General features: G+C 61.2%; 20 protein-coding genes and 1 pseudogene. 13 read left to right on the top strand and 8 right to left on the bottom strand.

Annotated features, from left to right (window positions below; translation table 11 throughout):
- Positions 1-32: 32 nt before the first annotated feature.
- From BSU04_RS40325 to BSU04_RS40315, 3 genes are all read right to left on the bottom strand, one after another.
- Positions 33-833: a transporter substrate-binding domain-containing protein gene (locus BSU04_RS40325; RefSeq protein ID WP_089165786.1), complete on the bottom strand. Its 801-nt coding sequence runs from the start codon at positions 831-833 to the stop codon at positions 33-35.
- Positions 834-1,085: 252 nt separating this feature from the next.
- Complete coding sequence (locus BSU04_RS40320; protein WP_256983837.1) at positions 1,086-1,610, bottom strand: isochorismatase family protein; 525 nt, start codon at positions 1,608-1,610, stop codon at positions 1,086-1,088.
- Positions 1,600-2,916, bottom strand: a complete 1,317-nt coding sequence (locus BSU04_RS40315) for an inositol monophosphatase (protein WP_256983836.1) — start codon at positions 2,914-2,916, stop codon at positions 1,600-1,602. The genes BSU04_RS40320 and BSU04_RS40315 overlap by 11 nt, the downstream gene beginning before the upstream one ends.
- A 192-nt stretch (positions 2,917-3,108) precedes the next feature.
- Between BSU04_RS40315 and BSU04_RS40310 the strand changes: the two genes are divergently transcribed.
- From BSU04_RS40310 to BSU04_RS40285, 6 genes are all read left to right on the top strand, one after another.
- Positions 3,109-3,528 (top strand): GFA family protein, encoded by a 420-nt coding sequence (locus BSU04_RS40310; protein WP_179258606.1) that lies wholly within the window; start codon positions 3,109-3,111, stop codon positions 3,526-3,528.
- A 38-nt stretch (positions 3,529-3,566) separates the two neighbouring features.
- A complete protein-coding gene (locus BSU04_RS40305; protein WP_089165785.1) occupies positions 3,567-4,127 on the top strand; it encodes a DUF488 domain-containing protein in 561 nt (186 codons plus the stop codon).
- Positions 4,128-4,319: 192 nt separating this feature from the next.
- Positions 4,320-5,885, top strand: coding sequence for a S53 family peptidase (locus tag BSU04_RS40300; protein ID WP_089165784.1), 1,566 nt, complete (start codon positions 4,320-4,322; stop codon positions 5,883-5,885).
- Between the two features lie 105 nt (positions 5,886-5,990).
- Positions 5,991-7,676: a S10 family peptidase gene (locus BSU04_RS40295; protein WP_089165783.1), complete on the top strand. Its 1,686-nt coding sequence runs from the start codon at positions 5,991-5,993 to the stop codon at positions 7,674-7,676.
- 111 nt (positions 7,677-7,787) lie between these two features.
- Entirely contained in the window at positions 7,788-9,938 is a 2,151-nt protein-coding gene (gene katE / locus BSU04_RS40290) for a catalase HPII (protein WP_089165782.1), read from the top strand.
- 194 nt (positions 9,939-10,132) lie between these two features.
- Positions 10,133-10,435: a putative quinol monooxygenase gene (locus BSU04_RS40285; protein ID WP_089165781.1), complete on the top strand. Its 303-nt coding sequence runs from the start codon at positions 10,133-10,135 to the stop codon at positions 10,433-10,435.
- Positions 10,436-10,512: 77 nt separating this feature from the next.
- Here BSU04_RS40285 and BSU04_RS40280 read toward each other — a convergent pair whose 3' ends face one another.
- Both BSU04_RS40280 and BSU04_RS40275 read right to left on the bottom strand, forming a co-directional pair.
- Complete coding sequence (locus BSU04_RS40280; protein WP_089165780.1) at positions 10,513-10,950, bottom strand: PRC-barrel domain-containing protein; 438 nt, start codon at positions 10,948-10,950, stop codon at positions 10,513-10,515.
- Positions 10,951-11,558: 608 nt separating this feature from the next.
- A complete protein-coding gene (locus BSU04_RS40275) occupies positions 11,559-11,879 on the bottom strand; it encodes a DUF4148 domain-containing protein (protein WP_089165779.1) in 321 nt (106 codons plus the stop codon).
- A 426-nt stretch (positions 11,880-12,305) separates the two neighbouring features.
- Here BSU04_RS40275 and BSU04_RS40270 point away from each other — a divergent pair, with 426 nt between their 5' ends.
- Together BSU04_RS40270 and BSU04_RS40265 are read left to right on the top strand one after the other, a co-directional pair.
- A complete protein-coding gene (locus BSU04_RS40270; protein ID WP_089165778.1) occupies positions 12,306-15,917 on the top strand; it encodes an ATP-binding protein in 3,612 nt (1,203 codons plus the stop codon).
- 163 nt (positions 15,918-16,080) lie between these two features.
- Positions 16,081-16,596: a hypothetical protein gene (locus BSU04_RS40265; protein ID WP_256983834.1), complete on the top strand. Its 516-nt coding sequence runs from the start codon at positions 16,081-16,083 to the stop codon at positions 16,594-16,596.
- Positions 16,597-16,749: 153 nt separating this feature from the next.
- Here BSU04_RS40265 and BSU04_RS40260 read toward each other — a convergent pair whose 3' ends face one another.
- Both BSU04_RS40260 and BSU04_RS40255 read right to left on the bottom strand, forming a co-directional pair.
- A complete protein-coding gene (locus tag BSU04_RS40260; protein WP_089165777.1) occupies positions 16,750-16,938 on the bottom strand; it encodes a hypothetical protein in 189 nt (62 codons plus the stop codon).
- A gap of 218 nt (positions 16,939-17,156) precedes the next feature.
- Positions 17,157-18,338: pseudogene (locus BSU04_RS40255) on the bottom strand (TIGR03364 family FAD-dependent oxidoreductase); the annotation flags it as partial.
- 99 nt (positions 18,339-18,437) lie between these two features.
- On the opposite strand from BSU04_RS40255, the gene BSU04_RS40250 reads away from it, so the two are divergent.
- A complete protein-coding gene (locus BSU04_RS40250) occupies positions 18,438-19,193 on the top strand; it encodes a DeoR/GlpR family DNA-binding transcription regulator (protein ID WP_089165776.1) in 756 nt (251 codons plus the stop codon).
- Positions 19,194-19,215: 22 nt separating this feature from the next.
- Here BSU04_RS40250 and BSU04_RS40245 read toward each other — a convergent pair whose 3' ends face one another.
- Positions 19,216-20,394 (bottom strand): 2-aminoethylphosphonate--pyruvate transaminase, encoded by a 1,179-nt coding sequence (locus BSU04_RS40245; RefSeq protein WP_089165943.1) that lies wholly within the window; start codon positions 20,392-20,394, stop codon positions 19,216-19,218.
- A 333-nt stretch (positions 20,395-20,727) separates the two neighbouring features.
- Here BSU04_RS40245 and phnS point away from each other — a divergent pair, with 333 nt between their 5' ends.
- The 4 genes from phnS to phnV are packed head-to-tail and all read left to right on the top strand — an operon-like array spanning position 20,728 to position 24,677.
- Complete coding sequence (gene phnS / locus BSU04_RS40240) at positions 20,728-21,819, top strand: 2-aminoethylphosphonate ABC transporter substrate-binding protein (protein ID WP_089165775.1); 1,092 nt, start codon at positions 20,728-20,730, stop codon at positions 21,817-21,819.
- Positions 21,820-21,873: 54 nt separating this feature from the next.
- Positions 21,874-22,971, top strand: coding sequence for a 2-aminoethylphosphonate ABC transport system ATP-binding subunit PhnT (phnT, locus tag BSU04_RS40235; RefSeq protein ID WP_089165774.1), 1,098 nt, complete (start codon positions 21,874-21,876; stop codon positions 22,969-22,971).
- A complete protein-coding gene (locus BSU04_RS40230; RefSeq protein ID WP_256983830.1) occupies positions 22,949-23,848 on the top strand; it encodes a 2-aminoethylphosphonate ABC transporter permease subunit in 900 nt (299 codons plus the stop codon). The genes phnT and BSU04_RS40230 overlap by 23 nt, the downstream gene beginning before the upstream one ends.
- A complete protein-coding gene (gene phnV / locus BSU04_RS40225) occupies positions 23,838-24,677 on the top strand; it encodes a 2-aminoethylphosphonate ABC transport system, membrane component PhnV (protein ID WP_256983828.1) in 840 nt (279 codons plus the stop codon). Before BSU04_RS40230 ends, phnV begins: the two co-directional genes overlap by 11 nt.
- Positions 24,678-24,768 lie beyond the last annotated feature (91 nt).

Here is a 24,768-nt window from a genome sequence, read left to right as displayed (position 1 = left end):
TGCATTTCACATCGCCTACGTTTCAGCCTGCTTTACAAATCGCTCGGATACGGCGCTTTGAGCCACTTCGTCGAGAGCTTGTTCAGGGTGCCGTCATTCTTCGCTTTCAACACAGCCGCATCCACTTCCTTCAGCAGGCGTGTCTCGCCCTTGTTCACCGCGACATGATCGGGCGAACTGAAAAGCGCAAATTTCTGCTCAGGTGCGATCGGTGGATTACGCGCAATGATCGTTGCGCCCACGTCGTTGCCCACCACCATCAACTGAACCTGCCCCGACAGAAACGCCGAAATGGCGCCATTGGGGTCGTCGAAACGCTTGATCGTCGCGTCCGGCGGTGCGACTTTCGTTACGCTCAGGTCTTCCAGCGTGCCGCGCGCTACCGAGATCGTCTTGCCTGCCAGATCCTTTTCGCTTTTCACCGGCAACGACTTCGGTCCGAATACCGCGAGATAGTACGGCGCATACGGCCGCGAAAAATCGAGCACTTTCTCGCGCTCCGGCGTCTGGCCTACGCTCAGCAGCACGTCGGCCTTGCCGGTGGCGAGATAAGCCATGCGGTTTTCGCCGGTGATCGGTACGAGGTCGACTTTCACCTTCATGGTCTTGGCCAGATAGTCGGCCATCTCGATGTCGTAACCTTGGGGTTTCATATCCGGACCGATAGAGCCGAACGGCGGATAGTCCATGAATACGCCAACCCGGAGCACGCCGTTTTTCTGCACGGTATCAAGGGCATCCGCGTGGGCGAAGGTGGCCGTGGCCGCCAAGGGCACGGCGAAAGCCGAAGCCACGAAGAGGCGCCGGGCGAGGCGGGAAAGGCGAGTCGTCATGATGGTGGCCTTGAGCAGAAAAGTCGGAGAGCGGGAGATCTGGATTCACTCGCGGGATTCGCTCGCGCGATTCAATCGCGCGATTCACTTGCGCGATTCACTTGCGATATCGTCTCGGCATCCCGGAGCGCTACCTGAGCGTACGTAACGTACGCGTGAAAGCACTCTAGGCAGGCCAAAAACCCGCAACAATCGAAATATGCTCATGCCAGCCATGATCGGCATGCATGGCTGGGGGCGCTTCTACCGATGCTATTTGATCAGCGTCAACGCGTCCCTGAAACGCGGATGCCGGCAGCTTCCCAACCAGCCGAAGATCGCGGTTTCCGCGGTGGTGGGAAACGCGCCCTCGCGTTGTGCTCTTGCCAGCGCGATTGCCTTATTCTCCGGCATGCGGGAGCCGACCGCATCGGCGATCAGTTCCACCGTATAGCCCAGTTTCAGCAAGCCGGTTACAGTCAGCAACACGCAAACATGCGCTTCGCAACCGGCCACGAACAGCGCGGTTTCCTTCGATGGCAATGCCGCCACGAAGTCCGGACACAGTGTTGCGTCGAACGTTTCCTTCTCGATCACGCAATGCCGTTCGCCAATCAGGCCATCGACGCTCGCGCCCAGGCCGCGCGAATTCTGTTCGGTGACAAGTACCGGGATATCGAGCATATCGGCTGCTTTCACCAGCGCTAAACAACGCCGCAGAACAGCCGCGCCGTTATCGATATGCGGCATCAGTTTCGCCTGCATATCGATGACGACAAGCACCGGATCAGGCTTCACTTTCCATGATCCGGTCGATCAGCCGCGCGTTTTCACCCGCCGAGCCAATGCCTGCGTGCTTGGCCATCGGGATGAAAAAATGCGTCTTCACATTCGGCAGGTTTGCACGGTCCAACCATTCCGTCAGGTGCCGGGTGAGCCTGTGCGCGGGTGCATCGACCTCGGCGCGCAACGCGGGCGGTAACTGGCCGAGATACCGAACCTCGGTCTGGTAGGGCTCGGGCGCGACGCATAACGCATCGGGACGCCCATCGGGGTCGGCGGGCAGGCGTTGCAACGCCTCTCGCAGCAACGCGATCCCCAGGCCTTGGCCACGCCACGGTTTCCTCACTTCCCACGTGCTGATATACACCACGCGGTGCGTATTGAACACGCTGCACAGGCGCTCGGCCCCAAGCGCTTCGGCGGCGGCGAGCGCGAGGGACAGCATTTCGCCGGAGTAGGTATCGAGGACATAAACGAGGTCTGCGCTGCTCTGGATGGGCGGCACTTTCACGAGTTTCAATTCGACCGCGGCCGCCACGATATCCGTGCCCGCCTCGTGAAATACCGCGAACGCGGTGCCGAGCCGTTCATCGTCGACCTGCGGATATTCATGTCGATATGTCATGGTCAGCAGGAACGGGCCGGTCTTTTCGCGATATGCCAACGGCTTGTCAACGTCGTAATCGCTCGTGCCCTCCAGCCCGTAGGGGTCGTAGTCCTGCCCGGCCGATGCCGATGCCGGCGCCAGGTCCGCAGCGGCTTTCGACACCACGGCCGGCCGTCGCGACTTGGGCACCAGGTCTTCCGGCAAACCTTCCCAGCTCAGGCGAAGAAATTCGCGAGCGCCGCGATAGTGCGTTTCGAATAACGACGCGACCGGCGTCGATTCGAACGGCGCAAGAATGCGTTCGGCGGATTCGAGCGCACGATCCATCAACTGATCGGCTTCAGCGGGATCGGGTACGTGCCGCGTGCCATCGGTGTCTACGCCGCCATTGGCCGCGTGCTGTTGGCGCGCAAGTTGCAGCCATTCGTCGGCAGCCCGTTCAGCGAGAAATCCCGCCGCAATCTGATAACCAGACAGCACGATCGACTTGCCGGTTTCTCCAAGCGGGAACACGTACTCGTCGGTCATGACATCGGCGACGTGCACGTTTTTGTAATCCTTGCGCGCAGACGGCGCGTTCTCGGCAGCGTCATAGCGTTCGTGCGACAGCACATGTGCAGCGAGATCGGGAGCGGCCGGTATTGCGTACGGCCCGGTCGCGGCGGTAACCGTCGCGCCGGAGGGGAGCAGAGCCAGCAGGGATACGTGCTTCATGAGTGCCATCTCCGTCTCGTGGGGGTGTCATCGTAGCAAAACCGCATTTTTTTGCACGTCGCCAATCCGATGCGGCGCGCAGGTTGCTACCAGGCGGATTGCTACTAAGATTGTTGCCATGGCCGTCGCTCCCCGGGTCACAGGGTTCTGCATGCCAGTAGATAACAGATACCAGATTATAGGGAGGCTGCGATGAACGACATGATTCAGAACACGGGTCAGGAAGTTCGACATGACGGCGGGTGCGCGTGCGGTGCGTGGCGCTTTACGGCGACGGCGAGGCCGGATCGCGTCGGTCTTTGCCATTGCATGACGTGCCGCCGCGTGCATGGTTCGGCGTTTGGCGCGTACGCGGTCTATGCGCAGGAGCAGGTCACCATGTCGGGTGCGACCAAAGCCTGGCAAAGCTCCGCCGATGCCCGCCGCCACTTCTGCCCGGTATGCGGGTCGGTAGCGTACATGGCTTACGTCAACAATGACGAGATCGAACTGCCGATTGGCGCCTTCGACGAAACCGGCTTCCTCGAGCCGTCCTACGAACTCTGGTGCATCCGCCGCGAACCGTGGCTGTCCGGCGATGGACGGCGGGAATATCCGGAAGACCGGTCCTGACGAGCGCACCGAAAATTGCCGGATCCATGGATCGCCAAATGAACGCGCCTTTTTTCACCATTGGTCATTCGACGCGTCCGCTGGCGGAATTTGCCGGCTTGCTCAAAGAAAGCGAGATTGAAATGCTGGTCGATGTCCGCAGCATTCCGAGATCGCGGACCCATCCGCAATTCAACCTGGACACACTGCCGGCTTCGCTGTGCGCGCAGGGTGTTGCCTACGCGCATATTGCGGCGTTGGGCGGGCGGCGCGGCAGGCGCAATACGGACCAATTGTCACCGAACACCTACTGGACCCATCCGGCGTTCCGCAATTACGCCGACTACGCGCTTGGCGAACCTTTCCGCGAAGCCCTGGAAGCACTGCTGGACCTTGGCCGCGAGCAGCGCTGCGCGATCATGTGCTCGGAAGCAGTGTGGTGGCGATGCCATCGGCGGATCGTGGCGGATTATCTGCTCGCGCGAGGCGAGACTGTGCTGCACATCATGGGCCCGCATCAGGTCAGGCCCGCGACCCTTACGCCGGAAGCTTTACCGCAGCCCGACGGCACTGTGATCTACCCCGAAGCAAGCGCAAAACCGCGGGCGACGCCGAATTGACAGTCTTCTGACACCGATGCATAAGCAGAGGGCAATCGTTTGCCTATGCTGGAACTGTGCCCGTCGCACCGTGTCGGATAACAGGCTGAAGCAAGCAGGGGTCCCCGGAATAGAGGGTGTCGCTGGTAAGTCATCTCGAACCCTGAATCCGCGTGACACGAATTTTCGCGTACCAGCAAGGAGCCACAAGTCATGAGCAAGCATCCGATAGCCGGCAGCGACAAGTCGCAACCCGAAGGCGCACATTGCGTCGGCGCATGCAATCCGGACGAAAAAATCGAAGTAGTCGTGATGCTACGGCGGCAAAACGAGGACGCATTCCGCCAGTTGATGCAAAAGATCAATACGGGCGCCGCCGACGCCGTGCCGGTTTCTCGCGAGGAGTTCGGCAAACGCTTCGGGGCATCCACTGCGGATGTCGCCAAGACGGAAGACTTCGCGAAGGCGCATGGCTTGAGCGTAGTTCGCGCCGATGCAGGCTCGCGCAGCGTGGTGCTGTCGGGCACCATCGCCCAGTTCAGCACGGCCTTCGGCGTCAAGCTGGAGCGCTTCGAACATCACGCGATTGGCGAGTATCGCGGGCGCACGGGACCGGTGAATGTGCCGGACGACATGAAAGACATGGTGACCGCTGTGCTGGGTCTCGACAGCCGCCCGCAGGCGCGCCCGCATTTCCGTTTCCGGCCGCCGTTCAAGACAGCGCGCAGCGAAGCCAGCACGTCGTACACGCCGCTCGATCTCGCGCGGCTCTACGACTTCCCAGGCGGCGACGGCAGCGGCCAGTGTGTCGGCATTATCGAGCTGGGCGGGGGATATAGCGAAAGCGACCTGAGCGCCTATTTTTCGCAATTGGGCGTGGCACAGCCGAACGTGGTTGCAGTGGGCGTCGACCAGGCCAACAACGCGCCGACGGGAAATCCGAACGGGCCTGACGGCGAGGTGACGCTGGACATTGAACTGGTCGGCGCGATCGTTCCGGGCGCGCGCATCGCGGTGTATTTCACGGCCAACAGCGACGCGGGTTTTATCGACGCCGTCAACCGCGCGATCCACGACGATACCAACAAGCCATCGGTTATCTCGATCAGTTGGGGCGGCCCGGAAACCAACTGGACGTCGCAGTCGCAAAACGCATTCGACGAAGTCCTGCAATCCGCCGCGGTACTTGGCGTGACCGTGTGTGTGGCCTCCGGCGACAGCGGTTCCAGCGACGGCGCCGCGGACGGGCAAGATCATGTCGACTTCCCGGCGTCGAGCCCCTATGTGCTCGCGTGCGGCGGGACTCAGCTGCGGGCATCGGCGAGCGGGATCACCAGCGAAGTGGTGTGGAACGACGGCGAGCAGGGCGGCGCGGGCGGTGGCGGCGTAAGTGCCGTGTTTGCGCTGCCGGTCTGGCAGACCGGCTTGAGCGTCACGCGGGTCAGCGGCGGGAAGTCGGCGCTGACCAAGCGCGGCGTGCCCGATGTCGCAGGCGACGCGTCGCCGGTCACGGGCTACGATGTGATTATCGGCGGGACATCAACCGTAGTGGGTGGCACAAGTGCGGTTGCACCGCTATGGGCGGGGCTCATCGCCCGGATCAACGCGGCGGCGGGTAAGCCGGTGGGTTTCCTCAACCCGAAGCTGTACGCTGCGAAGACAGCGGGCCACGACATCACGCAGGGTAACAACGGCAGCTTCGAGGCGTCGGCGGGATGGGATGCCTGTACGGGGCTGGGCAGCCCGGACGGAGTGAAAGTCGCGGCTGCGCTGAAGTAGCGGTTGCAGGTCAAGATCAGATAAGTGACGTTAGATAAGTGACGTTAGATAAGTTGTGACGATGGGCCAGGCAAGAACTCCAACAACACCGGCAAGGGAGCAATCATGACGAACTCCAGTTCAGCGGCAAAGACATCTTCTAAAACATCTTCAAAAACACCTTCAGGCACGCCTCCAACCGGGTCTTCATCTGGCTCTTCAAACGGGTCATCAACAGCGGGGGACCAGCCTTACTTTGATCCCACCGCTTACGGCAACGGTCCCGACGATTCCATCGACGCGACCCAGACTGACGAAAACGCCGCCATCACCCATCACTCGGCCGTCATAGGCGGCAAGACGATCGACTACACGGCGACGGCCGGGCATCTTGTGATTGTCGATCCGAGCAGTTCAAAGCCCGACGCCAAGTTGTTCTACGTGGCGTTCACACAGGATAATCAAACTGAGGAATCACGCCCGGTCACGTTTTTCTATAACGGCGGACCGGGGTCGTCGTCGGTATTCGTGCTGCTCGGATCCTTCGCGCCGCAACGCATCAAGACTTCGACGCCTGCGTTCACGCCGCCCGCGCCCTACCAGATGGAGGACAACCCGGACAGCTTGCTGGACAAGAGCGATCTGGTCTTCATCAACCCCGTCGGCACCGGTTATTCGGCGGCCATTGCGCCGAACAAGAATTGCGACTTCTGGGGCGTCGACCAGGACGCGAATTCGCTCAAGCAATTTATCAAGCGCTTCCTGACGAAAAATAATCGCTGGAATTCGCCGAAATTCCTGTACGGCGAGTCGTACGGCACGGCGCGCAGTTGCGTGCTCGCGTACCTCTTGCACGAAGATGGCGTGGACCTGAACGGCATCACGCTGCAGTCGTCGATTCTCGACTACACGCAATCAGGCAATCCGGTGGGCGCGTTGCCAACGGCCGCTGCCGATGCCTGGTTTCATCGCAAACTGGGTGTGCATCCACGGCCCACGGATTTGTTGACGTTCTCCGAGGAAGTCGCGCAGTTCGCACGCACGGATTACCTCGCGGCGCTGCGCAAATTCCCGCAGACGGACGACGACACCGTGGAGAAACTGTCCGAATACACGGGTATCGACAAAGCCACGCTGATCGCCTGGAGTCTCGACGTAGCTTCTTACGACAGCCGCGGCAACTCGCTCTTTCTGACCACGCTGCTGAAGTCCAAAGGCGTGGCGCTAGGTTCCTACGATGGCCGCGTGACCGCTATTTCGACGGGTATCGCGGGCAAGATCGATCCGAATTCCGGCGGCAACGACCCCACCATGACGGCGGTGACCGGGGTTTATACGGCAATGTGGAACGAGTACCTGAACGAGCAGCTGAAGTTCACGTCCACGTCGTCGTTCACGGACCTCAACGACCAGGCTTTCGCCAACTGGGACTTCCATCACACGGACCCGACGGGCGCCCAGAAGGGCGTGGACGCGAAGGGCAACATCATTCTCTATACGGCGGGTGACCTGGCTGCGGTGATGGCGCTCAACATCGACTTGAAGGTGCTGTCGGCGAATGGTTTCTACGACTTCGTGACGCCGTTCTACCAGACCGTGCTGGACCTGCAGCAAATGCCGCTCATCGATAAAACCGTGCGGGCTAATTTAACGGCGAAATTCTATCCGTCCGGTCACATGATCTATCTCGATGGCGGTTCGCGCACGCAACTGAAGGCGGATCTAGCGAAGATGTATCAAGCCGCGACGACCGATCATGAAGCCATGGGGCGGATTCGCGCACTGCAGCAACGCAAGATTGAAGCGAAATAGCGGGCAATTGCCGAGGGTTTGAGCCACGGCATCGGCGGGAACACAAGTTGCGAACGGACGAACGAGCGCATGTCGAATGCGCCACTTCAACTGCACACTGGAGTTCCCCCGATGCCGACCTCGAAGAAGAATGCTGGCGCGCCCGCGCCGTCAAAAAATACCAGCGCAGTTGCGCGCACACCCTCACAAAACAACACCAATCCGAAGCTCGACAGTCTCGAGCAGTTCCGCTCGGACGCGACGAATCAAGCCCTGACGACAAACCAGGGCGTCAAGGTTTCCGATAACCAGAACACGCTTAAAGCGGGTCCTCGCGGACCCTCGCTGCTCGAAGATTTCATCATGCGTGAAAAAATCACGCACTTCGATCACGAGCGGATTCCCGAGCGCATCGTGCATGCACGCGGTTCAGCCGCGCATGGCGTGTTCAAGCCATACAAGGCGCATACGGACCTGACGAAAGCGGCGTTCCTGCTTGACCCGAACAAGGAAACGCCGGTGTACGTACGATTCTCGACGGTGCAGGGCTCACGCGGCTCGGCGGACACCGTGCGCGACGTGCGTGGTTTTGCCGTCAAGTTCTACACCGAAGAAGGAAACTTCGACCTGGTCGGTAACAACATGCCCGTCTTCTTCATTCAGGACGCGATCAAGTTCCCCGACTTCGTTCATGCAGTCAAACCGGAACCGCATAACGAAATGCCGCAGGGCGGCTCAGCCCACGACACATTCTGGGACTTCGTCTCGCTCGTGCCGGAGTCCGCGCACATGGTGTTGTGGACCATGTCGGATCGCGCGATCCCGCGCAGCCTGCGCACCATGGAAGGATTCGGTATCCATACGTTTCGTCTGGTGAATGCAGAGGGCAAGGGCAGGTTCGTTAAATTCCACTGGCGTCCGACCATTGGTTCGGCCTCGCTCTTGTGGGACGAAGCGCAGAAGCTGGCCGGCAAGGATGCGGATTTTCATCGGCGCGATCTGTGGGAAGCCATCGATATGGGCGACTATCCCGAGTGGGAACTGGGCGTACAGATTGTGGAGGAGGACGACGAGCATTCGTTCGACTTCGACCTGCTCGATCCGACCAAGATCATTCCAGAGGAAATCGTCCCGATCACCATGCTCGGCAAGCTCACGCTCAACCGCAATCCGGATAACTTTTTCGCGGAAACGGAACAGGTGGCGTTCTGTCCGGGGCACATTGTGCCGGGCATCGACTTCTCGAACGATCCGCTGCTTCAAGGCCGTTTGTTCTCGTACACGGACACGCAGATCAGCCGGCTGGGCGGTCCAAACTTTCATGAGATCCCGATCAACCGCACCATCGCGCCGATGCACAACAACCAGCGCGATGCGAAACACCGGATGACGGTGAATCGCGGGCAGGCTTCGTACGAACCCAATTCCATCGACAGCGGCTGGCCAAAGGAAACCGAACCCGCTGCGATTGGCGGTGGGTTCGAGACCTATCCGGAGCGCGTGGATGCCGTGAAGATCCGCCAGCGCAGCGAGTCGTTCGCCGACCATTATTCGCAAGCCACGCTGTTCTGGAACAGTATGACGAAGCCGGAGAAGGATCACATCGTGGGCGCGTATTCGTTCGAGCTGAGCAAGGTCGAGCGCAAGTTCATCCGCGAACGGCAGCTTGGAATCCTGGCGAATATCGACAGTGAACTGTGCGCGCGTGTTGCCGATAATCTCGGCCTGCCGGCGCCAAAGGCGAGCGCAAGCGCGGCGGAATTGGGTAAGTCGTCGCTGGCTGAGTCACCGGCGTTGAGCATTGTCGCGAAAACCAAGCCGTCGGTGAAGACGCGCAAGGTTGCCATTCTTGCCGCGAAGGGGGCGGACGTTGCCACCATCAAGGCGATCAAGGATGCGCTGACAGCGCAAGGCGCGCATGCGAAGGTGGTCGCGCCGCAGCTAGGTACGTTGGGCGACGGCGTGGAAGTCGATGCAACTATTCTCGGCTTGCCATCGATCATGTTCGATGGCGTAGTGGTGGCCGGCGGCGCGGCGAGCGCGAAGCTCCTGTCCGAATCCGGCGATGCCCGCCACTTCGTACTCGAATCGTTCAAGCATCTCAAGGCGATCGGCGCAGTGGGTGACGGGGAGGACGTGCTGGCGGCCGCGCATCTGCCGACCGGTGACGAAGGCATCAGCGTAGGCAGCGACACGAAGAACGTGATGAAGGCGTTTATTGCAGCGTTATCAAAACATCGAGTATGGGCGCGGGCCGACAAGGCGGAGAGCGTGCCGGCGTGATGGGCGCCAAGGGTATGGACATGTGAAAGATCCCGTGGCGTCCAGTCGCGGGTACCTTTTTCGCTGCTGTTTTCGCTGCTGTTACTGCGGTGCTTGCCGCGCTTTTGCGGATAAGCACCGCCACGCAGGCGACGCAAGTTTTATGATCGATGTACGCGTTTCCAGATGGAAGACGCGAATCCACGGAGGATGACATGGTCAAGACAGCATTGTGGGTCCGGTTGGAAGCAAAACCCGGAAAGGAGAGGGATGTCGAGGCGTTCTTGTTGGGCGGCCTCCCGCTCGTCGAGCAAGAGCCTGCCACGACCGCATGGTTCGCGCTGCGGTTGAACGCAAACACGTTTGGAATCTTCGATGCTTTCCCCGATGAAGCCGGTCGCGACGCGCATCTTTCCGGCAAGGTCGCCGAGGCACTGTTGGCGAAGGCGGGCGAACTGCTCGCCGCGCCGCCGCAGATCATGAAGATCGATGTATTGGCAGCGAAGCTGCCGGGCTGACCCTCGCGGGACGTGTGTCACTTGCTGCGACGTCCAGCCCAACGCCGCAGCCAACCCGCGATCAATTCAAATCAATTTTAATGATGGTCGGGGAAGTCCGCGCGGGGTTTCGGCGTCGCGGGCATCTTCGCGTACTCAAACTCTGGCAGCGCCTTGATTGCCGCCTTCGTTGCACCCGCCAATACGATCTTGCCGCCGACTATGTCGAGTTGCTCGATAGGAATGGCGACGTCGTGATGCGAGACGCCGGCAAACTGGCTGGCCGCGACAATCGCAAACGACACCGACTTGTCCGGCGCCACGATGATGTCGTGAATCACGCCGACGCGCTCGCCGTTTTCATTGACGACCGGCTTGTTGAGGATGGATTTCTTGATACTCCAGCCGCCCAGGATGGCGGTGGATTCCTGCACGGTGATACCGAGAGTCTGCGAGCCGGCAACTTGCGCCTGCGAAGGAAGGGCGACTTGAGCCAGCGCTGCTGCAATGAGCGCTGCGATAAGTTTCGTTTTCATGTGTGTCCTCTTGCGCGAGTGAATGAGCAGGCAGGCGGCACGGGCCGCGCGGCTGCGGCTTGAAAGCCCGGAGACACGCTTGGCCCCGACCGCCGGAAAAACCATCGGCTAAGAGTTGATAGCTGAGGGTCAAGGGTGGAGCGTCACGCGACGACGCGACGACGCGACGACTCCGCGAAACGGACGGTTTGATACGAGTGACACGAAACACATTGGGGAACGAATGAGCACGGTCACGCCGATGATGAACCTCGGCGTTTTGATCAGTCAGGTTGAATATTGCGTGGCCCGGATGGCTCGTTCGAGCGGTGTGACACTAACGTGTCATGGTTTCGCAATGAGCGAGCTGATTGGGTACGGCAACAGAACCTTGCTGAATGGTAACGGTGAAATCAGTTTCTGTCAGAGACCGGCTGAGCACGCCAAGAGAGGGGCGTGCTGAGATCGACGCGGCCGCATGCCGGGTGTATTTGAAAGTGCGGATCGTGCTGTCCGTCAGGCCGAAGTTGAAACGAAGAGAGCCGCTACATGGCGGCTCCCTTCAATTACTTCAATTTAACTAAAATGTTAATTTTTGCCAGATGGCAATTCGGTCGTCAATGTCTGGCTTAGTGCCCGAAGTACACCGAATGTGTTTCGTCCAGTTGCGCCATGGGGGTGCGCATTCCGGCCGCGTACGAACCATTTGTCGGCGAGCCGTAAGACGTCGCAGTGACGCCGCGGGTCGTTTCCACGCGTTGCTCTGCTGCCTGGGTCTGCGCCGGGTAGGTGGTGTGATCACCTTCGACGTTATAGCCGGATTGTTCCATCTGCAGCAGATCGGCCTTGACCGCAGGACGGCTTACCGTGTCCGCGTCTTGCGCATAAGCGAATGCCGGTGCGCCCAGCGCGGAAGCAAGCACGATTGCGGGAACCAGTGACTTGAACATGATGGAATCTCCTCTCTTATGTGTGTCGAGTTTGTTCCAGGACCGATGAGGTCATGCTGAACAATCTCAACACTGAAGTGTAGGTAAGGAAGTGTTGTTGCATTAGCCGTGAATCTGTCGAAATAGTATTGCGTGTCTCGCAATAATGAATGCACTTGATCAGTGCGATCGACCTGTGCGGCGTTCCATGATTAACTGTTCGGTTAATGACCAGGCTTACGTTTTCGTTAGCCAGGCATTCGATTCCAGACGGAATCTTTAGCCTCGAATAGCTAGATGTGGCACCCCTCGTGCATGCTCAATGTGACTGTGTCATTTAGGCTGACTGACCGTTTCAACTTCCCCAATTGGCGTGGACGCTCGTATTTGCGACACTGACGCTCCTTTCAGAATGCGTGTCTGGCGCCTTGCGCAGGCAATCACCCAATGAGTTTGCTAAGGACACACGTCGCGCTACAAAGCATCAAGGCGTTGCATCGGGCAATAGTGTTCACCTGTGTGCTGGCACTTTCCATTGCAGCCAATGCCGCACCGCCCAAGCCGTTTATCGTGGGCGCGGTCCCGGGCGCATTGCCGCCGATGGAAATGAACGATCCGGATGAGCCCGGTTTGGGCATTCGCGGCGTCTCTGCCGATTTTGCGCAACGCGTGGCCATTGCGTTGCAAAGGCCGCTCGAATGGCGGACCTTTCCTGACCGTTCTGCCATGTTGGATGCGCTGCGTCACCACCGAATTGATGCAGCGACGAGTGCGACCGGCAATGACGCAGGGCCGGCGCTGCTTTACAGCCGGCCTTATGTTGCGACCAAGCAAGTTTTCGTTGAACGGCGCGTTGCGGGCCCTCGCTCAGGACGTATTGCTTATGTCGAGCAGCAAACGTCGGCGCGCCGGCTGCACGACGCTTATCCCGCGCTTCGTGCGGTAGGTTATCGCGATACGCTCAGTGCGCTGCTGGCTGTGTCGCTGGGAGATGCGGACGCGTTTGTGGGCGATCTGGCCACGGCGGGTTACACGATCGATCACCAGGACCTGATGAACCTCACCATCTCGGGCTTTGCGCCATTCGATGAAGCCGGCTACAGCTTCGCCTTCGCCGCCGATGCCGCAGGAGATATCCAGCGTCAACGCGTGGATGCGGCGCTTGCCGCGCTGCCGCCCCGCTTTCTGCTCGAAGTGCGTGCGCGATGTGGCGCTGCCGCCGCAGTGACGTTTGCCGAGCCGCTTACGTTGAGCGATGCGCAACGCGCGTGGATAACGGCGCATCCGGTGGTGAATTACTCCATGTATGCAGACGCTGCGCCCATGACATTCCGCAATTCAAGCGGTAAGCCCGCGGGTCTGGCCATCGACATGCTGTCGGCTATTGGCGCCCTCACGGGCCTGAGCTTCGAAGGCCGCCTGCGCGGTTCGACAGAGCGGGTGACCAATGACGTGAGCGACGGCCGCGCGAGCCTGATCGCGTACGGACTGAGCGAGGGACAGATACCGCCGCAGTTCGCGCCAAGCAAACCTTATGGCGAAGGCGTGCTGGTGATCTTGACACGGGCGGGAGCCGAGCCGCTGCGCAACGCCCAAGCGCTGGCGGGAAAACGCGTTGCGCTTTGGCGCAATCATGCGCTCATGAGCATGTTGCGCGAGCGCGTGCCTTCGGTGCGTATCATCGAGACATCGCCGATCAATGGCCAGTTCGACGCCGTAGTGAACGGCCACGCGGATGCAACCATCATTGACATGACCTTCGCCAACTACGCGGTCGGCAATCCGTACCGCGGCAAGCTGGTCATCGCGGGTGCGTTCTCGGATCAGCCCGTGCAGCACGGTTTTCTCATCGCGCGTAATCAGCCCATGCTGCTGTCGATCATGAACCGCGCGATCGAACACATGCAGCCGACGGAGATCGACGCCATTCGCCGCCGCTGGATGCTGGTCGAGCATCCGGATAGCCAGTGGGAGCGGCGGCGTCCGCAAGTCATTTCCGGCGCGGTGCTCGGTGCGGCCCTGTTAGCGCTGCTGATCTGCTGGGCCGCGTCGTTGAAAGCGCAGATTGCACGACGGCGGGCGGCCGAACAGGCGATGCGCGCGGCAAAAGAAGAAGCCGAAACCGCGAACCGCGCGAAGTCGACTTTCCTCGCCACCATGAGCCACGAAATCCGTACGCCGATGAACGCCGTGCTCGGACTTCTCGAACTCGAATTGCGCAGTCCGGGTGACCGCGCATCGACTCAGCGGGCGCTGGGCACGGCGCATCAGGCGGCACATGATCTGCTTGGAATGATCGACGATATCCTCGACATGGCGAAGATCGAAGCCGGGCGGCTCGTGTTGACATCTGGAGCGCTGGAATTTGGCGAATGGGTGAAAAGCGTGGTGGCGATCTATGAACTGGCGGCGCGCAGCAAAGGCGTGGCGCTTGTCGTGCGCGTGCGTGGTCGTCATCGGCATGAGCCCGCGTGGGTGATGGCGGACGCGCTGCGCCTGAGGCAGGTGCTGGGCAACCTGTTGTCGAATGCGATCAAGTTTACGGATGCGGGACAAGTGACGCTCGAGTATGCGATCGGGGCGGTGAGAAAGGGCCACATGCATAGCCCTCTTGGTGACAATGCGCGCAGCACGCATCGCGAACTGTTGCTCGCCGTCTCGGACACCGGGATCGGCATCGCAGCGGATCAGCAAGCGTTGTTGTTCGCGCCGTTCGCCCAGGCGCGACAGGAGCGGCCCGGCCGCTTTGGGGGCACCGGTCTCGGCCTCACCATCTGCAGGCGCTTGATGACCTTGATGGGCGGCACGATCCGGTTGTCCAGCAAGCCCGGGCAAGGAAGCCGTTTTACCGTGCGGGTACGCTTGCCTACAGCCCTCCCGCCGCTAAAGACGCTTACGCCCGCACCCACAACCGAGCTCGATACGCGCGACTTGCCCGGCCTGCACGTACTTGTTGTCGACGATCATCCGGCCAACCGCATGCTGCTTGCCAGCCAGTTAGATACGCTCGGCTGCGTGATTGAAACCGCGAACGATGGCGGGGCCGCTTTTGCGCGTTGGGAGGGGCAGCGGCAAGAAGGTGCTCCGTTTGACCTGATCCTGACCGATTGTTCTATGCCCACGATGAGCGGCGAGGATCTTGCGCGTGCCATTCGTGCGCGCGAACGGGCGCTAACACGTACCAACGCCGCACCAAAGCTGACGCCCATCATAGGCGTGACCGCGAACGCGCAGCCCGAGGCGCTGACTCAAGCGCTCGACGCCGGCATGACGTTGTGCGTCGTCAAGCCGCTAGGGCTCGACGCGCTGCGCCGCGCGCTGCTACTTGCCATGCACGATGGGCGGGGGGCGAAGGTCGCCACGCTCAGCGCCGCTTTGCCCGTTGCCGATCGAGCCGGCAATCCGACGCCACCATTGGATTCCAGCTCCTTCTTCGATCGCCTGTCGGGTGCCGCACCCATGCATATGTCGACGGCATCGATTAGTTCTGCGAGGTCCCTCGCGCCAGACCGTGCGCATGCCGATACCTATGGCCCCACTCAAAACTTCCCGGTGAACAGGGCCGTGGGCCGCGCCGTTTCGGCGGCGCTCAGCATGTCCGTTTCCTATCCCGGGCAACTGAACGGCGTGGTCGACGGCCCCTCGGATACAGCGTCCGAAGCTGCTCAACCCGTCTATCGTGTGGATGTAGAACCAGGCACGGCCGCTCTCCCATCCACGGTCCAGCGTTTCAACGAGGACCAACTCAACGGCTACGGTGATCAAGCCGCCGCCCTCGTCGATGTATTGAAGTCGGCGAACCGGCAGGATCTCGAGGAGGCGGGTCGGGTGTTTGCATCGGCGGATTTTCATCGTCTGCTTGAGCTGGCGCATCGGATGAAAGGAGCGGCGTTAGTGATTGGCGCCACGTCTTTCTCCGATGCCTGCCTGAGCCTGCAGCATGCATGCGCGATAGCACCCGGACCAGGCTGCGACACCGCGGCGATTCGCGCGGCCTACGAGCGTTTCCACGACGAAGCAATAGCACTCGATACGGCGCTCGAGCAGTATTCTGCCTAAGCTGCCCAGGGCGCTTCACTATCGGTTGGCGTTGATCGAGCGGGTCATTTCACGGTCGTGATTAATGTCCGATTCCGTTCCTGGAACGTGCATGTGTTTTAATTAGCCCCTCCTCTCGCTCCGACATAGGGCCGTTGCGTCTCTGGCGCGGCCCGATCGCCGAATGAATAGAAGGTTTCTTCCGTATAACCGTGACCGCCGCCACAGTCGCCGGCGTGTTGCCAACGTGTGGTTCCTGCTTGCGCTTGCGGCCAGCGGTGTGCCGGCTCACGCGCAAAAACCCGAGCTGCTCGATCCGCGCGTGACCCAGTCGACCATCGTGGACACGATCTGCCGCCCCGGTTATGCCGACGATGTCCTGCCTCCCTTCGACACCTTGCAGCGCCAGAAGGAACAACTGCTGAGTCAACGCCATGTGGACCCGCAGAGCGCTTCGGACTACGCGCTCGATCACCGCATGCCAATCCTGCTGGGCGGCTCTCCGAGCGCGGCGGCGAACCTTGATATCCGCCGCTGGGACGGACGGGCGGGGCAGCGCCGCAAGGAACGGCTGGCGGTGTTTCTGAAGCGCTGCGTGTGTACGGGCGATATGCCGCTGGCAGCGGCACAGGCGGCGATGTCGGGGGACTGGCCGAGCCGTTTCCGCAATCTGTCGAGTCCGACCTGCAACGGGTCGTGACCACTTGCTGCGTTGCGCAAGGTGAAGGATGACGGCGTGCTCGACCAGAGCGCCGTGCTGATGCGCACGCCGGCCGACAAGAGAGCTACCGATAAACGCAGCGAATCCGGAGCGCGGGAGCTGGTCGGGAGGGTAGGCGCCCAGCCAGGTCAGCTACTCCATTGTGAACGTGTCAAGCGGCTGGTTCGCCTGCGCCGCGCTTGCGAAACGCCTCGCGAGCTGGTCGTGGAGACGGCGGGCTTCGTCGAGTGTCAGGTCGATCCAGTAAGGGTCTCCCGCGCCGTCGTTCAGACGCTCGGGCGGAAACTGGATCTCCAGCACAATGCCTTTCTTGTAGCTCATCGGTCAACTCCCAGCGCGGTCGCATAAAAGAACAGGCGTCGAGCTTACCGGGCTGGGGTGCCTTCATTGCCGTGCAGTGGGGAAACAGACTCTTGCCGTTGGCGAAATGAAGCCGCTTAGTGAAGCCGCTTAGTGAAGCCGCTTAGTGAAGTCGCCTGGTACTCCTGTCTCATGGCATCTTGGCCGCGCGGCGCAGGTGCCGCATCTGCGACAAGTGGTCACGCTGCAGGCAGCGCTACCCCGTCAAGCAGATGACTGACTACGCGCTCGCCCAGCGCCGGTCCGACGCTCATGCCCACGCCGCTATGCATGTACACGCCGGTCACGTTCGGCGAGGCTCGCAGGACAGAAAACGGTGCGCCCGACGTCCCGGTGCGTGCCCCATAGACACCTTGCCACCGTTCGACGACCCGCAACCCAGTGCCGAGCGTGTCCTCAGCCAGACCGAGCAAGATTTCATCGATAGCCTGCGCATTGAACGGTGACGGATCATCGCCATAATCGTGCGAGTCGCCCACGATCAGATCGCCTCCAGGCGTCGGGCTAGCCAGCAGATGAATACCGTGCTCGAGCACCGCGGGTTGCCGCGCAGCCACCTCCGCTTGCAGCGCGGCGGCTTCAGGAAGGTCAGAAAACGCACCGTAGTGCAGGCAGCTCAGCCCGGTCAGCACGGCGTGATCGAGGGCGAGAGGCGTGGTTGGCCGCACGCGCAGCATCTGCAACCGGCACACGCGCGGTTCCAGCACGGCGAGTTGCGGCGCGAGCAGCGACAGATAATCGTGTCCCGCGCAAACCACCACATGCTCCGCTCGCCACTGACCCGCAGTCGTCTCGATCCGCCCGCCATCCACGTCCCGGGCGAGCGTCCCAAAGCGAAATTCCACGTTGAATTCACGCCGTAAATAGTCGATGAGCGCAGGCACCGCCTCGCGCGAAAACACCTGCAAATCGGCACGCCCGTGGAGTGCGGCACGATGTTTGCCAAAGCGGCCATCGTAGAGATCGTCGAGCGCGGCGCGCGAAAGCAACGTGGCGTCGTAGCCCGCCGCCTTGGCGCGCGTTGCCGCGAACGCCTCCATCACCTGAGCTTCAGCCGCGCTGCGGGCGAACATCAGCGAGCCGGAACGCCTGACATGCAGCGCCGCGCCGGATGCCCAGTCGAGCCATATTTTCCGCGATGCCTGTGCAAGCGAATGCATCGTGCCCGGCGGCTGGCCGGTCACCAGCACCATGCCGAAATTTCTGATGGACGCGCCGACCGGCGTGCCGCTGCGCTCGAATACCGTCACGCGCAAGCCGCGTTTAGCGAACGCATAGGCATGCGCCAGGCCGAGAACGCCCGCGCCGATAATCGCGACGTCGGTGTGATGGGGAGTATGGTTGGTTGTCATGGTCATCCGTGTGACGGCCTTTCGCGTACTACAATACGCGCGGTCCCGTGTTTATCCTGGTCATCCATTCGCTAGTTCATTCATTGCCGGCATGCCCGGCCGCACTCGATGCTCGCCGAACAACGTCATCAATACATCCTGTCAGAGTTGTCGAAGAACGGCGCGTTGTCGGTCGCCGAACTCGTGCGCGCACTCGACGTGTCGCGCGAGACTATCCGGCGCGACCTCAATGCCTTGGCCGTTCGTGGCCTGATCGCGACCACCCACGGCGGTGCGCTGTCCAATGATCGCCGGGAGCCGGACCTCGACGTGCGCGAAGCCGCGAACGCAGCCGCGAAGCGGGCGATCGGCGAGCGTGCCGCGCAACTCGTACCCGACGGCGCGTCGGTGATCATCGACTCGGGCAGCACGACGCAAGCCGTAGCGCGCGCACTGGGCGACCGGCACCGGCTGATGGTCTACACCAACGACTGGCGCATCGCGCTGCTGCTCGGCCGCCGCAACGACAACAAGGTCACGCTGTTCGGTGGCGAACTCTCGGACAACGAGGACGCGGTATTCGGCCTGGACACCGTGCAGCAACTTTCGCAATATCACGTGGATTTTGCGTTTGTCGGCGCGGGCGCGATCACGCCCGACGCCTTCCTGACCGACTATTCGCGCCTGGCAGCCGAAGTGCGCAGCCGCATGATCCTGGCGGCAAGCGCGGCGGCCATCGTCGCGGACAACTCCAAGTTCGGCAACGTCACGCCCGTGCGTATCCGCGACTTCGAGAAGGCACGTTACCTGATCACCGAAATCGCGCCGGACAAAGCCCTGCGCCGTGCGATCGCCGCGCGCGGGCCGGAGCTGGTGATCGCCTGAGTGCAGGGGCTTCATGCCGATCTCACGCTGCCGCGACGTCAGCAGGCAAGTCAGCGGGCAAGTCAGCAGGCAAGTCAGCCAAGCGCACGTGCAGTGCGCCCAGCGCGCGCCCGATGGCCGCTACCGCGTTAAGCATTTCGTTCGCATCGATTGCGCCGATGCACCCCACGCGGAACGTCTCCACTTCTGTCAGCTTGCCGGGATAGAGCACGTAACCCGCATCGCGGACTGCTTCGTAAAAGCGCTTGAAATCGTAGGCCGGATCGTGCGGCGCGTGGAACGTAACGATCACCGGGGCCTGCACTGCGGCATCCAGGAACGGCTTGAAACCCAGCGACGCCATACCCTCGATCAATGCCGCGCAATTGCTGCGATACCGCGCGCCACGCGCAGGTTGACCCCCTTCCACGATGAACTGATCAAGCGCCGCGCGCAACGCGGCGACCACATGCGTAGGCGGCGTAAAGCGCCACTGAGTGGTTTTCATCATGTACGCGTATTGATCGTGGAGATCCAGCGCGAGGGAGCGCGAAATACCCGCCGATGCTTCCAGCAGCGCGCGCCGAACGATCACGAAACCCATCCCCGGCACGCCTTCGAGACACTTGCCGCTGGCGGAAATTACCGCATCGATACCACCCTTCGATACATCGATAGACACCGCGCCGAACGAACTCATTGCATCGACGATCAGGCTCTTGCCATGTTGTTTGCACAGCGCCGCGATGTCGTCGAGCGGGTTCAGCAAACCCGCGCTCGTCTCCAGATGCACCTGTGCCACATGCGTGATGCGCGGCTCGCGGCGAAACATTTCCTCGATCCGCGCGACGCTTGCCGGCTCGTCATCGCGAAACGTCAGCTCGATGGACGCCACGCCCAGCCGCTCCAGTATTTTCAGCAAGCGTGTGCAATACGCGCCATTGTTCGGCACGAGCACCACGGCGTCGCGCGGCACGAGCGAACCGAGCGCGGCTTCTACGGAAAACGTGCCGCTGCCTTGCATGGGGACACACACAAAATCTTTTTGGCCGGACACGATCGCAAGCAGGTCACGGCAGATATCGCTTGTCATCCGGTTGAAAGCCGCGTCCCAGGAGCCCCAGTCGCGCAGCATGGCCTGACGGGTGGCAGGCGATGTAGTCAGGGGGCCAGGGGTCAGCAAAATCGGGTCACTTCCGTTAATCACGTTTTCTCCATTCATAGCAACAAGCGCCGCTTCGACGATTCGGCATCGGTTTGGCATCGATTTGGCATCGATTTGGCATCGTTCGATAGGCATGAAATAGTCTACGTCGGAATTTTGGCGAAATGTGTTCTTTTTTGGGAAAATGTGGCATCGTCATGGCGTTGTCATGAAGTTCTGTGATGCTTCGTTCGGGTTGCTGGCGGACCGAATATTCGGTCCGCCGCGCCAATGAATCATTGGACGCATCGGACCTAAAAGAATCCAGCCGATGCCTGGAAAAACGTGCCGAAACGTACATTCGCCTTCACGCCACCTGGTTGAATCCGCCTTCCCGGAGAAACAAGCACCATGACAAAAAATCGCTTTCCCGCTTCCCGTTTCGTCGCACAGCGCGTGCTGCCGGCGCTGGCCGTGGCCGCGCTCGCCGGTGCCGTGACGGTGCCGGCTCATGCTGCCGATGCCGTCGTGCTGTACACCGCCGACGGTCTGGAAAACCTGTACAAGGACGTTTTGCCGGCTTTTGAAAAGAAGGAAGGCGTGAAGGTCAATATCGTGACCGCGGGTAGCGGGGAAGTCGTGAATCGCGCGACAGTGGAAAAGGATTCGCCGAAAGCGGACGTGCTCGTCACATTGCCGCCGTTCATCCAGCAGGCGTCGCAAGGCGGCTTGCTGCAGCCTTATCAGAGCGTCAACTACACGAACGTGCCGGCAATCGCGAAAGCCCCGGATGGCGCCTGGGCTACCTTCGTGAACAACTATTTCTCGTTCGCGATCAACCCTGAAGTCACGAAGACCGCACCGAAGACCTTCGGGGACCTGCTGCACCCCGACTTCAGCGGCAAGATTGCCTATTCGAATCCCGCCACTGCCGGCGACGGCATGGCCGTGATCATCCTGACGAGCGCGCTGATGGGCGAAGACAAGGCGTTCGATTACCTGAAGGATCTGGAAAAGAGCGCAAAATTCCACACCAAGGGCACAGGTTATCTCGACGTTCTTCTCTCGCGTAATGAGATCGCATTCGCCAACGGCGACCTGCAGATGGACCTGGACGACGGAGCCAACGGCGGCCTTTCGCTCAAGCCCATCTTCCTCTCGGCCAGGCCCGGCGAAGCACCGACCACGTTCCAGTTGCCCTACGCAATCGGCCTGATCAAGGGCGGCCCGAACCAGGCTGAAGGCAAGAAGCTGGTGGATTACCTGATGTCGAAGGAAGTGCAGGCGAAGGTGCCGGATATCTATGGCATTCCGGGCCGTACCGACGTGCCGCTGGCAGGCAAGAACGGAGAGACGGTCAAGCAGGCCATTGCGGGCGTGAAGCTGATTCCGGTGGACTGGAACCAGGTGATGGAGAAGAAGGCTGCATGGACCACGCGCTGGAAAAACGACGTGATCGGCAACTCGGACAAACAGCTCGACGTCGTCAAGCCGAAGTCCTGAGATTTTGTCTGCTTTGACCTTCGGGCTCGTCCTGTTTCCCCCAAGCTCTCAAGGATGCGAACCGTGAACACTTTGACGCTGGCTCCGGCCGCTCGTGAAGCTGTTGCCGTGGATTCAAATCAGCATACGCACGGTGGCGTGCGTATCGACCGCCTGAGCGTGCGCTTTGGCGCACGCACCGTGCTTGATGACCTGTCGCTGACCATTGAGCGTGGCGAGCTGCTCACCGTGCTCGGGCGCAGCGGCTGCGGCAAGACCACGCTGCTGCGGTTTATCGCAGGTTTCATCGAGGCGGACGGGCTGGCGGGGACGTTGACGGTGGCGGGGCGTGACCTCACGCATGTGCCGCCGTTCAAGCGCAATCTCGGCTTGCTGTTTCAAAGTTATGCGCTGTTTCCGCATCTGTCGGTGTACGACAACGTCGCGTTCGGTTTGCGGGCGCGGCGGCTGAAAGCAGGGGAGATCGCACGGCGCGTAGCCGATGCGCTCAAGCTCGTGCAGCTCGGCGACGCGGGCCACGTGATGCCCGCGCAGTTGTCGGGCGGCATGCAGCAGCGCGTGGCGTTGGCGCGGGCGCTGGTGATCGAGCCGGACGTGCTGCTGCTGGACGAACCGCTCTCCGCACTCGATGCCAACCTGCGCGCTTCCGTTCGTACTGAGCTCAAGGCGTTGCATGAGCGTTTGCCGAACCTGACCATTGTGTGTGTCACGCACGATCAGGACGACGCGCTCGTGCTATCCGACCGCACGTTGCTGATGCGCGATGGCCGCATTGCGCAACTCGGCACGCCGCGCGAACTCTACGACAATCCAAAGGACGCATTCGTCGCGCGTTATCTTGGCGCGGCCAACCTGTTGCCGCCGTCCATCATGTTCCCCATCGGGGACCCCCGTCACGATGATCGCGGCCATGTGGCGTGCGTGCGTCCCGAGTGCCTCTCGATTGTGCCCCTTGGCGATGCCCAACTGCATGGCACCATCGCTTCGGTGGAGTGGTACGGCGCAGCCTTGTCGGTGTCGGTCATGCTCGACGCGCTGCCCGATCAACCCGTGCTCGTCACCATGCAGCGTGCCCACGGCCCGATGCCCGTGAAGGGCGCGCGCGTTTCCCTACGCCATGAGGTTGACGATGTCGTCCTTATCAGTGAGTGAGCACGTAGTCGACGACGTCGCGCATACCGCCGCCAAGCGTCGTCGCGAACGGTTGGCGCAGTGGCATTTGTGGTTCATTCTCGTGGTCGTGCTCGGCCCGCTGGTCATCTATCCGCTGGTGCAGCTCCTCTTGCTCAGCGTGAGCGGTGCGCATGGCCTGAGCCTTCATGCCTACACCGCGTTCTTCGGCAATCCCGAGACAAGCGGGGTGGTCGGCACGACGCTCGGCATCTTGTTCGCCAGCGCGACACTCGCTTCGGTGCTCGGCGTGCTGCTCGCGGCCATGCTGTTTTTCAAGCCATTCGCCGGGGCGAAGCTTGTCACCCGGTTCCTCGAATTGTTCGTTGCATTCCCGTCTTTTCTCGTCGCGTTCACGCTGATCTTTTTGTATGGATCGCAGGGGTCGGTGAGCATTGGCTTGCAGCGGCTTTTCAACCAGCAGGACCCGCCGCTCAACTTCTTGTTCGGTATTGGCGGCGTGATTCTCGCGGAGGTCGTGTTCTACGCGCCGTTCGTCGTCAGGCCCACGCTCGCGTCGTTCGCCACGCTCGACATGCGCTTGATCGAAGCCGCCAAGAGCCTCGGCGCGAACGGCTGGATGGTCGCGTTCAAGGTTATCTTGCCACTCGCGTGGCCCGGCATTGCAGCGGGCACGATCCTGTGTTTCCTGCTGACGCTCAATGAATTCGGCATTTTGCTGGTGCTCGGCAGTGCGCATCTGATCACCTTGCCGATGGCCATTTACAGCTCGGCCACGGTCGATCTCGACTTGCCGACGGCAGCCGCCGGCGCAGTCGTGATGCTGGCGATGTCGCTCTCGCTGTATGCGCTGTACCGACGAGTCAACCGACGCACGAGAGGCCGCAATGGCAACTGATTTCACGCTGCCCGCAACGACTTCGAAGCCGTATTCGCTCAAGCGGATCGGCTCTTGGGTATTCATGGGATTTGCCGCGCTGCTGTGCTTCTGGCTGTTCGTGTTGCCGGTGCTGGTGGTAGCGCTGTCCAGCGTGGCGTCGCACTGGTCGGGAACCATCTTCCCCGATGGTTTCAGCATGCGCTGGTTCGAACGTTTGGGCTCAAGCGACTTCGATGCGTTGACCACGAGCCTTGAAGTGGGCTTCGGCGTCGCGGTGCTGGGTACCGTGCTTGGCCTATGGCTTGCGCTTGCGCTGGAAGGCCGTGATCGCCGCGGCGTGGGTGCGTGGGTGGACACCATCGCGATGATGCCCAATGGCGTGCCGAGCGTCGTGCTTGGCCTGTCCGTGCTGATTGCGTATCACAAGAAACCGCTGGATATCTCGGGGTCGGCGGCAATCGTGGTGCTGGTTCAACTCGCGCTCGTGCTGCCCTTTTGTTATCGATGCGCCGCTGCTGCGCTACGCCCCGAACTCACGATCTTGCGTGAAGCTGCCGCGAGCCTCGGTGCGCCGCCTTCGATGGTGCTCTCACGCGTTGTCTTGCCGCAGCTTGTACCCGCGATCCGCGCGAGCCTTGCACTGGGATTCGCCCTATCGCTCGGCGAACTGGGCGCGACGCTGACCGTCTATCCGCCAGGGTTTGCGACCGTGCCTATAGTAGTGGTCGGGCAGGTTAACCGCGGTTATTACTTGCCGGCGTCGGCGCTTTCGTTGATCTTGCTGGCCGTCTCACTCGCCGCATTGCTGCTGATTGCGGCAAAAGTTCCACGACGGCGAATCTCCTGACCTAGCCTGGTTCTACCGGAAATCCCATTTTTCGGGACCTCGTTACGCCGAAAAATGTGGCAAACATTGGCGTTGTGCATCAAAATATGGA

The organism is Caballeronia sordidicola (assembly GCF_002220365.1).
Classification (GTDB): domain Bacteria; phylum Pseudomonadota; class Gammaproteobacteria; order Burkholderiales; family Burkholderiaceae; genus Caballeronia; species Caballeronia sordidicola_C.
This window is presented reverse-complemented; position numbering and strand designations above follow the sequence as displayed.

Excerpts from the sequence above, each read along its gene's own strand:
- BSU04_RS40325 (WP_089165786.1), bottom strand. The coding sequence starts at position 833 with ATGACGACTCGCCTTTCCCGCCTCGCCCGGCGCCTCTTCGTGGCTTCG.
- BSU04_RS40315 (WP_256983836.1), bottom strand. The coding sequence starts at position 2,916 with ATGAAGCACGTATCCCTGCTGGCTCTGCTCCCCTCCGGCGCGACGGTT.
- BSU04_RS40310 (WP_179258606.1), top strand. The coding sequence starts at position 3,109 with ATGAACGACATGATTCAGAACACGGGTCAGGAAGTTCGACATGACGGC.
- BSU04_RS40305 (WP_089165785.1), top strand. The coding sequence starts at position 3,567 with ATGAACGCGCCTTTTTTCACCATTGGTCATTCGACGCGTCCGCTGGCG.
- BSU04_RS40300 (WP_089165784.1), top strand. The coding sequence starts at position 4,320 with ATGAGCAAGCATCCGATAGCCGGCAGCGACAAGTCGCAACCCGAAGGC.
- BSU04_RS40295 (WP_089165783.1), top strand. The coding sequence starts at position 5,991 with ATGACGAACTCCAGTTCAGCGGCAAAGACATCTTCTAAAACATCTTCA.
- katE (WP_089165782.1), top strand. The coding sequence starts at position 7,788 with ATGCCGACCTCGAAGAAGAATGCTGGCGCGCCCGCGCCGTCAAAAAAT.
- BSU04_RS40285 (WP_089165781.1), top strand. The coding sequence starts at position 10,133 with ATGGTCAAGACAGCATTGTGGGTCCGGTTGGAAGCAAAACCCGGAAAG.
- BSU04_RS40280 (WP_089165780.1), bottom strand. The coding sequence starts at position 10,950 with ATGAAAACGAAACTTATCGCAGCGCTCATTGCAGCAGCGCTGGCTCAA.
- BSU04_RS40275 (WP_089165779.1), bottom strand. The coding sequence starts at position 11,879 with ATGTTCAAGTCACTGGTTCCCGCAATCGTGCTTGCTTCCGCGCTGGGC.
- BSU04_RS40270 (WP_089165778.1), top strand. The coding sequence starts at position 12,306 with ATGAGTTTGCTAAGGACACACGTCGCGCTACAAAGCATCAAGGCGTTG.
- BSU04_RS40265 (WP_256983834.1), top strand. The coding sequence starts at position 16,081 with ATGAATAGAAGGTTTCTTCCGTATAACCGTGACCGCCGCCACAGTCGC.
- BSU04_RS40260 (WP_089165777.1), bottom strand. The coding sequence starts at position 16,938 with ATGAGCTACAAGAAAGGCATTGTGCTGGAGATCCAGTTTCCGCCCGAG.
- BSU04_RS40250 (WP_089165776.1), top strand. The coding sequence starts at position 18,438 with ATGCTCGCCGAACAACGTCATCAATACATCCTGTCAGAGTTGTCGAAG.
- BSU04_RS40245 (WP_089165943.1), bottom strand. The coding sequence starts at position 20,394 with ATGAATGGAGAAAACGTGATTAACGGAAGTGACCCGATTTTGCTGACC.
- phnS (WP_089165775.1), top strand. The coding sequence starts at position 20,728 with ATGACAAAAAATCGCTTTCCCGCTTCCCGTTTCGTCGCACAGCGCGTG.
- phnT (WP_089165774.1), top strand. The coding sequence starts at position 21,874 with ATGCGAACCGTGAACACTTTGACGCTGGCTCCGGCCGCTCGTGAAGCT.
- BSU04_RS40230 (WP_256983830.1), top strand. The coding sequence starts at position 22,949 with ATGTCGTCCTTATCAGTGAGTGAGCACGTAGTCGACGACGTCGCGCAT.
- phnV (WP_256983828.1), top strand. The coding sequence starts at position 23,838 with ATGGCAACTGATTTCACGCTGCCCGCAACGACTTCGAAGCCGTATTCG.